The 14138-nt window shown below is 70.6% G+C and carries 12 protein-coding genes; 10 read left to right on the forward strand and 2 right to left on the reverse strand.

Features of this window, described 5'->3' with window-relative positions:
* From nuoI to QQG74_RS01900, 7 genes are all read left to right on the forward strand, one after another.
* Entirely contained in the window at window positions 1-642 is a 642-nt protein-coding gene (gene nuoI, locus QQG74_RS01870; RefSeq protein ID WP_341718571.1) for an NADH-quinone oxidoreductase subunit NuoI, read from the forward strand.
* A complete protein-coding gene (locus QQG74_RS01875; protein WP_341718572.1) occupies window positions 639-1409 on the forward strand; it encodes an NADH-quinone oxidoreductase subunit J in 771 nt (256 codons plus the stop codon). The genes nuoI and QQG74_RS01875 overlap by 4 nt, the downstream gene beginning before the upstream one ends.
* Complete coding sequence (gene nuoK / locus QQG74_RS01880; RefSeq protein ID WP_341718573.1) at window positions 1406-1723, forward strand: NADH-quinone oxidoreductase subunit NuoK; 318 nt, start codon at window positions 1406-1408, stop codon at window positions 1721-1723. Before QQG74_RS01875 ends, nuoK begins: the two co-directional genes overlap by 4 nt.
* Window positions 1724-1735: 12 nt before the next feature.
* Window positions 1736-3694, forward strand: a complete 1959-nt coding sequence (nuoL, locus tag QQG74_RS01885) for an NADH-quinone oxidoreductase subunit L (RefSeq protein ID WP_341718574.1) — start codon at window positions 1736-1738, stop codon at window positions 3692-3694.
* A gap of 100 nt (window positions 3695-3794) precedes the next feature.
* Window positions 3795-5327 (forward strand): NADH-quinone oxidoreductase subunit M, encoded by a 1533-nt coding sequence (locus tag QQG74_RS01890; protein ID WP_341718575.1) that lies wholly within the window; start codon window positions 3795-3797, stop codon window positions 5325-5327.
* 109 nt (window positions 5328-5436) lie between these two features.
* Window positions 5437-6987: an NADH-quinone oxidoreductase subunit NuoN gene (gene nuoN, locus QQG74_RS01895; protein ID WP_341718576.1), complete on the forward strand. Its 1551-nt coding sequence runs from the start codon at window positions 5437-5439 to the stop codon at window positions 6985-6987.
* A 105-nt stretch (window positions 6988-7092) separates the two neighbouring features.
* Window positions 7093-8163: a polyprenyl synthetase family protein gene (locus tag QQG74_RS01900; protein ID WP_341718577.1), complete on the forward strand. Its 1071-nt coding sequence runs from the start codon at window positions 7093-7095 to the stop codon at window positions 8161-8163.
* Between the two features lie 74 nt (window positions 8164-8237).
* On the opposite strand, the gene QQG74_RS01905 is transcribed toward QQG74_RS01900, so the two are convergent.
* Window positions 8238-9422, reverse strand: a complete 1185-nt coding sequence (locus QQG74_RS01905; RefSeq protein WP_341718578.1) for an MFS transporter — start codon at window positions 9420-9422, stop codon at window positions 8238-8240.
* Between the two features lie 154 nt (window positions 9423-9576).
* On the opposite strand from QQG74_RS01905, the gene QQG74_RS01910 reads away from it, so the two are divergent.
* Window positions 9577-10359: an IclR family transcriptional regulator C-terminal domain-containing protein gene (locus QQG74_RS01910; protein WP_341718579.1), complete on the forward strand. Its 783-nt coding sequence runs from the start codon at window positions 9577-9579 to the stop codon at window positions 10357-10359.
* A 180-nt stretch (window positions 10360-10539) separates the two neighbouring features.
* On the opposite strand, the gene QQG74_RS01915 is transcribed toward QQG74_RS01910, so the two are convergent.
* A complete protein-coding gene (locus tag QQG74_RS01915) occupies window positions 10540-12663 on the reverse strand; it encodes a PhoX family phosphatase (RefSeq protein WP_341718580.1) in 2124 nt (707 codons plus the stop codon).
* A gap of 221 nt (window positions 12664-12884) precedes the next feature.
* Between QQG74_RS01915 and QQG74_RS01920 the strand changes: the two genes are divergently transcribed.
* Together QQG74_RS01920 and QQG74_RS01925 are read left to right on the forward strand one after the other, a co-directional pair.
* Window positions 12885-13400, forward strand: coding sequence for a sigma-70 family RNA polymerase sigma factor (locus tag QQG74_RS01920; RefSeq protein WP_111243615.1), 516 nt, complete (start codon window positions 12885-12887; stop codon window positions 13398-13400).
* Window positions 13397-14095, forward strand: a complete 699-nt coding sequence (locus QQG74_RS01925) for a zf-HC2 domain-containing protein (protein ID WP_341718581.1) — start codon at window positions 13397-13399, stop codon at window positions 14093-14095. Before QQG74_RS01920 ends, QQG74_RS01925 begins: the two co-directional genes overlap by 4 nt.
* The last annotated feature ends 43 nt before the right edge of the window (window positions 14096-14138 follow it).

The following is a 14138-nucleotide window of genomic DNA, read 5'->3' on the forward strand; positions in this document are numbered from 1 at the left end:
GTGGGCGCGATCACCGGAACGTTCAAGGGCTTCGGGGTCACCTTCTCGCACATGTTCAGGAAGGTCGTCACGACCGACTACCCGTTCAAGCCGCCGACGCCGGCCCCCCGTTACCACGGGCGGCACATCCTCAACCGGCACCCGGACGGCCTGGAGAAGTGCATCGGCTGTGAGCTGTGCGCCTGGGCCTGCCCGGCGGACGCGATCTACGTCGAGGGTGGCGACAACACCGACGAGCAGCGGTTCTCGCCGGGTGAGCGGTACGCCAGCGTCTACCAGATCAACTACGCCCGCTGCATCTTCTGCGGGCTCTGCATCGAGGCCTGCCCGACCCGCTCGTTGACGATGAGCAACGAGTACGAGCTGGCCCGGGACAACCGGCAGGACCTGATCTTCACCAAGGAGCAGCTGCTCGCGCCGCTGCTGCCCGGGATGGAGCAGCCGCCGCACCCGATGCGTCTGGGCGACAGCGAGAAGGACTACTACGTCGGCAGCCTGACCAACCCGGGCACCTCGGCGGGGGCCGAGCGCTCGCCGATGGGGCCGGGCCGCTACCAGGTGGACGAGCACCCGGGCGTCACCTTCCCCGGTGCCGAGCAGGCCGCTGCGCGAGCCGCAGCGGAAAAGGGGGAGACGGCATGACCACGTCGACGGTGCTCGCCGCCGCGGGGGCGGTCTCCGGCGGCGAGGCGGTGACCTTCTGGATCCTCGCCCCACTGGCGCTGGCCGGCGGGATCGGCATGGTCGCCGCCCGCAACGCCGTGCACTCGGCGCTCTGGCTGGTGCTGACCATGCTCAGCCTGGGCGTGTTCTACGTGCTCCAGGCGGGACCGTTCATCGGCATGGTGCAGATCATCGTCTACACCGGCGCGATCATGATGCTCTTCCTGTTCGTGCTGATGCTTGTCGGCCGGGACGCCTCGGACTCGTTGATCGAGGTGTTGCGCGGGCAGCGGATCGCCGCGATCGGCCTGGGGATCGGCTTCGCCGCCCTACTCGGCAGCGGGATCTACCGGGCCACCGAGGGCAGCACGCCGGTCGGGCTGGAGCAGGCCAACGCGGCCGGCAACGTGCAGGGCATCGCCCGGCTGCTCTTCACCGACTACATCTTCGCGTTCGAGCTCACCGCGGCGCTCCTGATCACCGCGACCATCGGCGGCATGATCCTGGCGCACGTCGAGCGGCGCAAGGAGGACAAGCGCGACCAGGTCGCCACCATGAAGGCCCGCTTCGCGCCCGGCAACTACCCCGGTCCGAAGCCCGGTCCGGGCGTCTTCGCCACCTCCTCGTCGGTCGCCACCCCGGCCCGCCTGCCGGACGGCCGACTCAGCGACCGGAGTACGCCGGACATCCTGCCGGTCCGCGAGCTGACCGCCGAGGAGACCACGTTGAAGGGCACTGAAAAGTGAGCGACTTCTTCTCGGTCGAGCCGAACTACTACCTGGTTCTCGCGGCGGCGCTGTTCACCATCGGGGCCGCCGGGGTGCTGGTTCGGCGTAACGCGATCGTGCTGTTCATGTGCGTGGAGCTGATGCTCAACGCGGCCAACCTGGCGCTTGTCACGTTCAGCCGGATGAACGGTGACCTGAACGGCCAGATCATGGCGTTCTTCGTGATGGTGGTGGCGGCGGCCGAGGTCGTGGTCGGGCTGGCCATCATCATGGCGATCTTCCGCTCCCGGCGCTCCGCAAGCGTCGACGACGCCAACCTGTTGAAGTACTAGAGGGGCCCACCGGTGGACGAAATCTTGACGTACGCCCAGGCTGCTCCGGCCGAGACGGTCTCGTACGCGACGGCCGACGGCCTGCTGAGCAGCGTCTGGCTGCTGGTGGCGATCCCGCTGGTCAGCGCGGCGGTGCTGCTGCTGCTCGGGCGGCGGGCCGACCGTTGGGGGCACTGGCTCGGGGTGGCCGCCGTCGGTGCCGCGTTCGTGCTCGGGCTGAGCTACTTCCTCGGGCTGCGCGGCCTGGAGAACAAGTCGGTCGAGCTGAGTCTCTGGGACTTCATCGTGGTCGGCGGCCTGCACGTCGACTTCGGTCTGCTCTTCGACCCGCTGGCCGGGGTCTTTGTCCTGCTGATCACCGGCGTGGGCTTCCTGATCCACCTGTACGCGGTCGAGTACATGGCGCACGACCCGGGCCGGCGGCGGTTCTTCGCCTACTTCAACCTCTTCATCGCGGCGATGCTGTTGCTGGTGCTCGGCAACAACTACGTGATGCTCTACTTCGGCTGGGAGGGCGTCGGCCTGGCGTCGTACCTGCTGATCTCCTTCTGGTACACCAAGCCGGCCGCGGCCACCGCCGGTAAGAAGGCGTTCCTGATGAACCGGGTCGGCGACGCCGGCCTGGCGATCGCCATCTTCATCATGTTCGCCACCCTGGGCACCACCCAGTACGCCGAGGTGTTCAACAACGTCGGCGCGCTTACCGGCGGCACCGTGCTGGTGCTCGGCCTGCTGCTGCTGCTCGGCGCGGCCGGCAAGTCCGGTCAGTTCCCGCTCCAGGCGTGGTTGCCGGACGCGATGGAGGGCCCGACCCCGGTGTCGGCGCTCATCCACGCCGCGACGATGGTGACCGCGGGCGTCTACCTGATCGCCCGCTCCAACCCGGTCTTCTCGGCCAACAGCACGCTGCAACTGGTGGTGGTAAGCGTCGGTGCGCTGACCCTGCTGCTCGGCGCGATCATCGGCTGCGCCAAGGACGACATCAAGCGGGTGCTGGCCTGGTCGACGGTGAGCCAGATCGGTTACATGTTCCTCGGTGTCGGGCTCGGCGGCGCGGCGTACGCGCTGGCCATCGTGCACCTGCTGGCGCACGGCTTCTTCAAGGCCAACATGTTCCTCGGCGCCGGCTCGGTCATGCACGGGATGAAGGACCAGGTGGACATCCGCCGGTTCGGCGGCCTGTCGAAGTACATGAAGATCACCTGGTTGACCTTCGGTGCCGGCTGGCTGGCCATCATCGGCATGTTCCCGTTCTCCGGCTACTTCTCCAAGGAGCCGATCATCGCCGCCGCCTTCGAGCGGGACGACTGGACGGCCTGGCTGTTCGGCGGGGCGGCGGTGCTCGGTGCCGGGCTCACCGCCTTCTACATGACCCGGCTCTTCGTGCTCACCTTCCACGGGCCGAAGCGCTGGACCACGGACATCGAGCACCCGCACGAGTCCCCGCCGCTGATGACGATCCCGCTGATCCTGCTCGGCATCGGCTCGCTCGGTGCCGGTTGGCTGCTGGCCACCTCGGTTCCCGACTGGCTGACCGCCACCGGCGGCCTCAGCGCGGCGGAGGCGCACCACGAGGCGGTGCTGCCGCACTGGGCGATCGTGGTGTTGTCGCTGGGCGTCACGGTGCTCGGCGCGGTGCTCGGCTGGTTCCTGTTCCGCAACGGCACGGCGATCACGCCGCAGCCGGCCGGGGTGCTGGTCACCGCGGCCCGCAAGAACCTCTACACCGACACGGTGAACGAGGCGGTCTTCGAGAAGCCGGGCATCTTCCTCACCCGGGCGCTTGTCTACCTGGACAACCGGGGCATCGACGGGCTGGTCAACGGCCTGGCCGCCGGGGTCGGCGGTGGCTCGGGTCGGCTGCGGCGACTCCAGACCGGCTTCGTCCGGTCGTACGCCACCTCGATCCTGACCGGCGCGCTGCTGGTGGTGGCCGCGTTCCTGGCGGTACAGGCGGGGTGGTTGGCGTGATCGCCCTTCCGGGGTCGGGAAACCGCGCGGCTTTCCCGACACTCTCCCAGGCGGCCGTCGCCGGCGGACCGCGCATCGACGACGGAGGTAAGGCCGCATAATGTCCGACTTCCCGTTCCTCTCGGTGCTCACCGCGGCGCCGCTGGTCGGCGCAGTGGTGGTCGCCCTCCTGCCGCGCAGTCGGCCGACGCTGGCCAAGCAGGTCGCGCTCGGCTGGTCGCTGCTGGTGCTGGCGCTGTCGGTGGCCATGTGGGTCACCTGGCAGGTGGACGGCCAGCGCTTCCAGTTCCGCGAGTCGTACCCGTGGATCCCCAACTGGGGCGTCAACTTCACCTTCGCCGCCGACGGCATCGCGCTGGTCATGCTGATGCTGATCGCGGTGCTGGTGCCGCTGGTGATCCTGGCGTCCTGGCACGACGCCGAGTCCTCGAAGCGGTCGGTGCCGGCCTACTTCGCGCTGCTGCTCGTCCTCGAATGCACGATGCTCGGCGTCTTCGCCGCCGCCGACGTCTTCCTGTTCTACGTGTTCTTCGAGGTCATGCTGGTGCCGATGTACTTCCTCATCGGCAGCTACGGCGGCCACCAGCGGCAGTACGCGGCGGTGAAGTTCTTCCTCTACTCCCTGGTCGGCGGCCTGTTCATGCTGGCTGCGGTGATCGGCCTCTGGGTGGTCGGCGGAAAGACCTTCGACTGGGTGGCGCTGTCCCAGGTGGACATCTCCACCGGTGCGGAGCGCTGGCTGTTCCTCGGCTTCTTCGTCGCCTTCGCCATCAAGGCGCCGTTCTTCCCGTTCCACACCTGGCTGCCGGACGCCGGTGGCGCGGCCCCGGCCGGTGCCGCCGCGCTGCTGGTCGGCGTGCTGGACAAGGTCGGTACGTTCGGCATCCTGCGCTACTGCCTGCCGCTCTTCCCGGACGCGGCCCAGTGGTTCGCGCCGTGGGCGCTGGCCCTCGCGGTGATCGGCATCATCTACGCCGCACTGTTGGCCGTCGGGCAGAACGACCTCAAGCGGCTCGTGTCGTACACGTCGATCGCCCACTTCGGCTTCATCGGCGTGGGCATCTTCGCCTTCACCACCCAGGCCGGCACCGGCGCGGTGCTCTACATGGTCAACCACGGCCTGGCCACCGGGCTGCTCTTCCTGGTGGTGGGCATGCTGATCGCCCGTCGGGGCTCGGCGCTGGTGAGCGACTTCGGCGGCGCCGGCAAGCTGGTTCCGGTGCTGGCCGGGGTGCTCTTCTTCGCCGGTCTCGCCTCGCTGGCGCTGCCCGGTACCGCGCCGTTCGTCTCCGAGTTCCTGGTGCTGATCGGCACCTTCACGGTGAACAAGCCGGTCGCGGTGATCGCCACGCTCGGCATCATCCTGGCCGCGGCGTACGTGCTGTGGATGGTGCAGCGCACCACGCAGGGCACCCTGAACCCGGCGCTTACCGAGATCGAGGGCATGAAGCGTGACCTCAATCTGCGGGAGAAGGTCGTGGTCGCCCCGCTGATCGCGCTGATCGTGCTGCTCGGCTTCTACCCGAAGCCGGTGACGGACGTGATCAACCCCGCCATCCAGGCGACCATGGAGGACGTCGGCCGCACCGACCCGGCCCCGTCGGTAGACAGCGTCCAGGAGGCAAGCCGGTGAGTGCGAGGAGTGAGCTTGCGAGCCCCGCAGTCGCGAGACGGAAGGTTGGCTCGGTGAGCGCGAGGAGTGAGCTTGCGAGCCCCGCAGTCGCGAACGAAAGGTTGGCACAGTGACCGAGTTCGAACTGCCACCGATCGACTACGTGGCACTCGCACCAATTCTGATCATGATGGGCGCGGCGGTGCTCGGGGTGCTGGTCGAGGCGTTCGTGCCCCGGCGGCTGCGGCACCCGATCCAGCTGCCGCTGGCGCTGTTGGCGGTGCTCGCCGCGCTCACCATGGTGGTGTTCAACGCCGACAAGCGCGTGATCACCATCGGGGTGATCGCCATCGACGGTCCCACGCTGTTCCTCCAGGGCGCGATCCTGGTCCTCTCGGCGCTGGCCCTGCTGCTGGTCGGTGAGCGGGCGATCGAGCGGGGTGGCGCGTTCGTCGCCCAGGCGGCGATCACCGCCGACTCGCCGGACGACCGGCGGCAGGCCGCGCAGGCCAGCGGGGCGGGCGAGGTCTACCCGCTGCTCACCTTCGCCGTCGGCGGCATGCTGATCTTCGTATCGGCGAACGACCTGCTGACCATGTTCATCGCACTTGAGGTCTTCTCGCTGCCGCTCTACCTGCTCTGCGCGCTGGCCCGTCGCCGGCGGCTGCTGAGCCAGGAAGCGGCGATGAAGTACTTCCTGCTCGGCGCGTACGCCTCGGCCTTCTTCCTGTTCGGGCTGGCGCTGCTCTACGGCTTCACCGCTGGCCTGGGCGACCGCCAGGCGGGTGTCGACTTCGCCACCATCCACGCGGCGGTGGCCAACTCGACGCAGAGCCCGGTGCTGCTCTTCGCCGGCATGGCGCTTGTCGCGATCGGTCTGCTGTTCAAGGCGGCTGCCGCGCCGTTCCACGTCTGGACGCCGGACGTCTACCAGGGTGCGCCGACGCCGATCACCGGTTTCATGGCGGCCTGCACCAAGGTCGCCGCGTTCGGTGCCCTGCTGCGGGTGTTCCACGTCGCCTTCGAGGGCGCACGCTGGGACTTCACCCCGGTGATCGGTGCGGTGGCGGTGCTCACCATGCTTGTCGGCTCGGTGCTCGCGGTCACCCAGACCGACATCAAGCGGCTGCTGGCGTACTCCTCCATCGCGAACGCCGGGTACCTGCTGGTCGGGGTGCTCGCGCCGGGCCGGGAGGGGCTCTCCGGCACGATGTTCTACCTGGTCGCGTACGGCTTCACCGTGCTGGCCGCGTTCGCCGTGGTGACCCTGGTACGCGACGCCGACGGGGAGGCCACCCACCTGTCCCGTTGGGCTGGGCTCGGCCGGCGCTCGCCGCTCTACGCCTCGGTCTTCACCTTCATCCTGCTCGCCTTCGCTGGCATCCCGCTCACCAGCGGCTTCATCAGCAAGTTCGCGGTGTTCGCGCCGGCCCTGGACGGTGGGCACGCCTGGCTGGTGATCGTCGGTGTGCTGACCAGCATGGTGCTTGCCTTCCCGTACCTGCGGGTCGTGGTGATGATGTGGCTCTCCGAGCCGGGTGAGACGACTCCGACCGTCACCGTTCCCGGCGGGCTGACCTCGGCGGCGTTGGTGATCGGGGTGATCGCTACCCTGGTGCTCGGCGTGGTGCCGGGGCCGCTGCTTGAGCTGGCCAGCGGCGCTGCTGACTTCGTCCGGTAGCCGTTCAGGACTGATTTCAGCGAGGGCCGGTCCACGCCTGTGGGCTGGCCCTCGCCGCGTATCCCCGGTCCGGTGCAGGTAGAGCCCGTGTGGCATGGTGGAGACGTGGTGATTCGGGGTGACGAGCGTTCAGGTGCCACCGGTTCCGGCGGTCGCCGGGACAGGCTCGGCGCGGGTCAGTTCGGCGCGCTCGGCCTGCATCTCGCCGACGCCCGCAGCGAGGAGTCCGTGCTGGGGCTGCTGGAGGCCGTGGAGGCGGAGCTGCGGGAGACCGTGGCCAGTGCCGACCCGTTCGTGACCGAGGCGGCCCGTCACCTGGTGGAGGCCGGCGGCAAGCGGTTCCGGCCGCTGCTGGTGGCGCTGGGCGCCCAGTTCGGCGATCCGGTCCGCGCGCAGGTCGTCTCGGCCGCCGTGGTGGTGGAGCTGACCCACCTCGCCACGCTCTACCACGACGACGTGATGGACGAGGCGTCGGTGCGCCGGGGCGCGCCGAGCGCAAACTCCCGCTGGACCAACTCGGTCGCCATCCTGGTCGGTGACTACCTCTTCGCCCGCGCCGCAGACGTCGCCGCCGAGCTGGGCCCCGAGGCGGTACGCCTCCAGGCGCGTACCTTCGCCCGGCTGGTGCACGGTCAGATCGCCGAGACCGTCGGTCCGCGCGACGACGACCCGGTGGCGCACTACCTGCGGGTGATCGCGGAGAAGACCGGTTCGCTTATCGCCACCAGCGCACACTTCGGCGGTCTGTTCAGCGGGGCCGCGCCGGAGCACGTGGCGGCGCTTGCCGGCTACGGCGAGACCATCGGGGTGGCGTTCCAGCTCTCCGACGACCTGCTCGACATCGCCAGTGAGTCGGCGGAGTCCGGCAAGACCCCCGGCACCGATCTGCGCGAGGGGGTGCCGACTCTTCCGGTGCTCTACGCCCTCGGATCGGACGACGCGGACGCCGCGTCCGTGCGGCTGCGGGAGATCCTGGCCACCGGCCCGCTTACCGACGACGCCCTGCACGCCGAGGCGCTCGGCCTGCTCCGGGAGAGCCCGGCGCTCAAGCGGGCCCGCGAAACCGTGCGCAGCTACGCCGAGGACGCCCGCGCCCAACTCGCCCCCCTGCCGGACACTCCGGCCCGGCGTGCGCTCGAATCCCTCTGCAACCACATCGCCGACCGCACCAACTGATCCCCACCGCAGACCGGCGTTGATCGAGAGCGTCCGGTCGCCGGGCGCCGCGCTGCTCGACGCGAACTTCTTGATCAGCCCCGGGTGGGGGCGGGCAGAAGGCGGGTGGCGGTGAGCATCAGGGCAGCGGCCAGGAGCATGGCCCCGGCCGCCGTGAGCCACATGGCGGAATAGCCGGTGGTGGCGGCCAGCGGGCCCAGGGTGAGTGGGCCGAGGCAGCCGCCCGCGTACACCCCGGTCTGGGTGATCGAGGTGGCAGCGGCCGGGGCCTGCGGATGCAGCCGGACCACGGCGAAGTTCATCAGCCCCGGCCAGGACCAGCCCAGACCGAAGCCGAGCAGTACGCCCACCACAAGTGCCCCGGGGCCGGCAAGCGCGAGCAGGCCCAGGCCCACGGCACCGACGACAAGCATGCCGGCGATCACCGACACCTGCCCACCGGAGCGACGGTCGGCCAGCCAGCCGACGCCGACCCGGGCGGCGACGCAGACCGCGCTGCCGAGGGTCAGGGTGAGCCCGGCCAGCGCCGGTCCGAGACCCCGGTCGACCGAGGCGTCCACCACGAAGGTGCCGAGTGCGTTCGCCGCTCCTGCGGCGAGCGTCGCGGCCACCCCGAGGACGACCAGGCCCGGCGTGGCCCGGCCGGCCCGGCGGTCCGGCCGCCGGTGCGGCGTACGTCCCTGCGCGGGCACTGCGGGCAGGGTGGCCAGCGCGGCGACGGCGGCGGCCACGAACGCCCACCGCCAGCCCACGGTGAGCGCGAGGCCGGGCACGGCCGCACCGGCCAGCAGGGTGGCGGCCGGGACGGCGGCCTGCTTGACGCCGAACGACAGACCCTGCCGCCGCGCCGGGACCTGGCGAGCCAGCAGCGCATTGCTTGCGAGTTGACCGAGCGCGTTGGCGGTGCCGGCCACTGCCAGTAGGCCGACAAGCACCGGGTAGGACCGGGCGAGGGCGGCCACGGCGAGCAGGGAGCCGGCCGCCACCAGGATGCCGGCGCGGGCCACCACGTCGCCACCCCAGCGCTCGACAAGCGCGCCGGAGGGTACCGAGGCGAGCGCGCCGACGCCGAAGTAGACCGCCACGACGACGCCGAGCCCGGCGGGGGAGAAGCCCAGTTCCTCGCGCATCTGGACGGCGAGCCCACCGACCAGGAAGACCGGCAGTACGCAGACGATGGTGACGGCGACGGCGACGCCGCTGGCGCGTACGGGGTGGGTGACGGGCGGTTCGGTGCGGATCGGGGCGGTGCGGGTCATGGTGAGGCCAACCTATGCCAGTCGCCGCTGGGCAACGGAAAGTGCGGCCGAAATCACCTCGCGTATGTGATGATCTTGGATGCTCCACCCGATCAGGCATTTCGCGATGGAGCACTTTTTCATATGGTGTAAGTCCCCGGTGGCGGAGGTGGTTGTGCGTGACCCCCTGGCGGAACCTTCGGACCTGATCCGGAGCGTCTCCCGCGCACTGCGAGTGCTCGAGTCGGTCGGTCGTGCCCCGCGCGGGCTGACCGTGAAGCAGATCGCCCGACGATGCGAGCTGACCGTGGCGACCACCTACCACCTCGTCCGCACCCTCGCGTACGAGGGCTACGTGATCCGCCGGGAGGACGGCACGTACATCGTGGGGCTGGAGGTCGCCGACCGCTACCGCGAGTTGGTCGCCGCGTTCCGCGGTTCGCCTGCGGTCGGGGAGAACCTGCGCCGGACCGCCCTGGAGACCGGTTGGAGTCACTACCTCGGCCGGTTCGTGGGCGGCCAGGTGGCGATCACCGCAGTGGCGGAGGGAAATCGCTCGCCGCACCTGGAGGAGCTCATCCCGGGCTTCGACGAGGGGGCGCACGCGACCGCGCTGGGCAAGGCGCTGCTCGCCACGCTCACCGCCGAGCAACGTCACCGCTACCTGCGTGAGTACGGCATGCGCCCGTTCACCAGCGCCACGCTCACCACTCCCGAGGCGTTCGAAGCCGATCTGGCCGCCGGGGAACGGCGCGGCATGCAGTTGGAGATGGGCCAGTACCGGCAGGGGGTGGCCTGTGCGGCGGTGCTGATCAGCCCGGACAAGGACATGGAGCGGCGCACGGTGCTGGCCTGCGCGCTGCCGGCCAGCGAGATGATGACCTCCGCCCGCGTGGTCCGGACGAAGCTGCTCGCTGCCGCCCGCACGCTCGCCGACTGCCTCGCCGCCGAAATCTGAACCCGAGGCTGGCTGCCGGGCCCCGATCCCCGAGGCTGGCTGCCGGGCCCCGATTCTCGACGCTGGGCTGCCCCGCCGGCCGGGTTGACCGCAACGGCCCTCTCCCTGGTGGGGAGAGGGCCGTCGGCCAGCGGCGGACGCCGGGCGGGGTCGTACCCGGTCCGCCGCCGAGCCGCCGGGTCAGCTGCCGATGGGGCCGCCGTCCAGCCGCCAGGTGACCACCACGCCCGGCTTGGCGTAATCGCCGTCGGGCCAGGTGGAGGCCGGGTTCTCGACCGTCGCACCGGTGATCTCGCCGGGGTGCTGCACGGCCACGAAGACCGAACGGTTGTCGCCGGTGATGAACGGCCCGCAGGTCTCCGCGCCGTACGGCACGGTCAGGAACTGCTTCAGGTGGCCCCGCTCGGGCCCCTCCAGTGCGGTGGCGAAGAGACCGTCGTTACTGCCCAGCGCGTTGCCGTCGGTGGAGATCCAGAGGTTGCCGGTGGCGTCGAAGGCCACGTTGTCCGGGCAGGAGATCGGCGAGACCTTGCTCTTGTCGTACCCGGCGAAGTAGGTCGACTCGTCGGCCGGGTCACCGCAGACGATCGGCAGCGACCAGGCGAAGGTCTCGGCGGTGTGGTCGCCCCGTTCCTCGACCAGTTCGAGGAGCTGCCCGTGCCGGTTGCCGGTACGCGGGTTGGCCTCGTCCGGCTTCGGGTTGCTGCCGACCCCCCGGTTGGTGTTGTTCGTCAACGCCACGTACACCTTGCCGGTGAGCAGGTTCGGCTCGACGTCCTCCGGCCGGTCCATCTTGGTCGCGCCGACCTTGTCCCCGGCGAACCGGGTGAAGGTGAGCACCTCGGCCGCGCTCATCCCGGGCACGAACGACCGGTTGCCGCTGACCAGCTTGATCCAGCGACCCCGGCCATTGAACGCACCGTCGCGTGGCAGCCGACCGGAACCGTCGATCTCGTCGGCGCTTGTCTGCTCCAGCTTGGCGACGTAGAGCGTGCCGGATTCGAGCAGGGTCAGGTTGTGCCGGCGGGCGACCGGGGAGTTGCCAGGCATGAACTTCTTGTCGGAGACGAACTTGTAGAGGTAGTCGAAGCGCTCGTCGTCGCCCAGGTACGCGACCACGTGCCCGCTGCGGGCCACGATGACGTTCGCGCCCTCGTGCTTGAACCGGCCCAGCGCGGTGTGCTTGCGCGGGCGGCTCTGCGGGGCGTGCGGATCGATTTCCACGATCCAGCCGTGCCGGTTCGCCTCGTTCGGGTGCTTCGCCAGGTCGAAGCGGTCGGCGGCGCGGTCCCACCGGCGGCTGCCGCTGGGGTAGCGGACGGTGGTGTTGATGCCGTAGCGGGCCAGCCGGGCCTTCTCCGCCTCGGGCACGGCGTCGCCGCCGACGAAGTACTGGTTGAAGTTCTCCTCGCCGGAGAGCACGGTGCCCCACGGCGTGACCCCACCGGCGCAGTTGTTGAGCGTGCCGATGACGGTACGGCCCTTCGGGTCGGCGGCCGTCTTCACGAAGGCCGAGCCGGCCGCCGGACCGGTCAGCTCGAACGGGCTGCTCAGCGCGTCGACCCGGCGGTTGTACGGGCGGCGGCCCGAGGTGACCGGCCGCCACTGACCGGTGTCGGCCACCCGCTCGATCTCCACCACGGACATGCCGTGCGCGGCCATCGCCACCCGCACCTGCTCGACGGTGAGCGCCTCCTGGCTGGTGAAGCCGGGGAACATCAGGTCCTCGTTCGTGTACTCGTGGTTGACCACGAGCAACGCCCGCTTGCCGCCCTTGTCCAGTGGCAGCACGCCGACGAAGTCGTTGTTGTAGCCGAACTGCTTGGCCTGCGCCGCCGCGGTCTGCCGGCGCAGGTCGAACCGTGGCGCGCCGGGCACCACCGGGTCGCCCCAGCGGATCACCACGGCGTGGTCGTACCCGTTCGGCACCACGAGGCTGTCCAGAGTGTTCGGCGGGATGGGCTTGAAGGTCAGCGCGCCGCTGCCGATGCCCTTTCCGCCGCTGCCGTTGCCGGCACCGGCCGGCGGGGTCGGCGAGTTCGGTGCCGCGACGGCGGCACCCGCACCGGCCGCCGCGCCGGCCGCACCGCCGAGACCGAGCACCAGGGCGCCGACCGCACCGGCGCGGACCACACCCCGGCGGGAGACCTCGGCGTTCACCAGGTCACCGAGGTACGCGTTGTCGGAGGTGTTGGGGACCGGATGGTCACAGGCGTTGCCGCAGCGGTATAGGCAGGTCATGGCGTCGCGGCTGCCGTGGCGCGGGGTGGCCAGCAACGGCAGCAGTCGGGGACGGTCGCTCATCGGCGGAGCCTCCTGGGGTTGGGCGCGCCGGCGCAGCTCACCGGCGGGTACCCGCCGGACGCTAGGAGGGCGTGGTGAGCGCGGGTCAGCCTCGACCTGAACCGGCGATGAACTCCGCGCTGGGAATCCCATCTTGAGCTGGGGCTGAACCGATCGGCGTGACCGCACGTATCTCCGGTCGTAACGCCGCGCCCGCTCGTGACGAGAGCGAGGAGAGGACCATCAGCGACCACGACGCCCACCTGCTGCGCGCCCTGCACGACGAGCATGGCGAGGCGCTGTACACGCACGCCCTGCGGCTGGTCAACGGCGACCGGCAGCGGGCCGAGGACCTCGTCCAGGAGACGCTGCTGCGGGCCTGGCGACATCCGGAGTCGCTCGACCCGCGTCGTGGCTCGGTGCGCGCCTGGCTCTTCACCACCGCCCGTAACCTGGCCATCGACGCCTGGCGCCGGCGCTCGACCCGGGTCGGCGAGGTCTACACCGACGAACTGCCCGAGCCGCCGGAGGTGGTCGACGAGACCGAACGCGCCGTCGAGGCGTGGACCGTGGCGGAGGCGCTGAACCGACTCAGCCCGTCCCATCGGGATGTCCTGGTCGAGTGCTTCTACCAGGGGCGATCGGTGGCCGAGGCGGCTTCCCGGCTCGGCGTGCCACCGGGCACGGTGAAGTCCCGGACGCACTACGCCCTGCGCTCACTACGGTTGGTGCTGGCCGAGATGGGGGTGACCGGATGAGCCGCTGCGACTTCGCGTACGACGATGGGGCGTACGTGCTGGGCGCCCTGTCGCCGGCCGACCGGGCGGCCTACGAACGGCATCTGGTCGACTGCCCGGCCTGCCAGCAGTCGGTTTCCGAGATCGCGGTGCTGCCCGGCCTGCTCGGCCGGCTGGATCCGGCGAGCCTGGAGCAGTTCCTTCCGCCGCCGGAGAACCCCCGGGTGCCCGAACTGCTCAGCGCCGCCCGGGAGCGCCGACGCCGCGAGCGGCAGGCCAACCGCCTGCGGTACGCGGTCACCGGCCTGGCGGCGGCCGCGTTCGCCCTGATCGTCGGCTTCGGCGTGGCGACGGTGCTGCCCGGCGAACAGCCAGCTCCCCCGCCGTCGGTGGCCCAACCACGGATGGTGGAGATGGCGCCGGTGGCCGGTACGGTGCCGGTGCACGCCGAGGTCGGCTTCCGGGGCACCGACTGGGGCACCGAGGTCACCATGCACTGCGGGTACGACGAGCGGGCCGGCTACGGCAAGGCGCACGCCTTCCGACTGGTGGCGCACGCCGCGGACGGCAGGACGGAGCAGATCGGCTCGTGGCGGGCCGCTCCCGGTGACGACCTGCGGATCACCGGGGCGACCCAGTTCACCAACGCCGAGCTGGTGCGCCTGGAACTGATCCGCGCCGACGGCACCCCCGTCCTCGCCTACGACGTGCCCTGAGCTGCGGTTCCGGTCCGGCCGCAGCGCGCACCTCGGCCGTCGC

Origin of the sequence: Micromonospora sp. FIMYZ51, from assembly GCF_038246755.1 — a bacterium.
In the GTDB taxonomy this organism is placed as follows: domain Bacteria; phylum Actinomycetota; class Actinomycetes; order Mycobacteriales; family Micromonosporaceae; genus Micromonospora.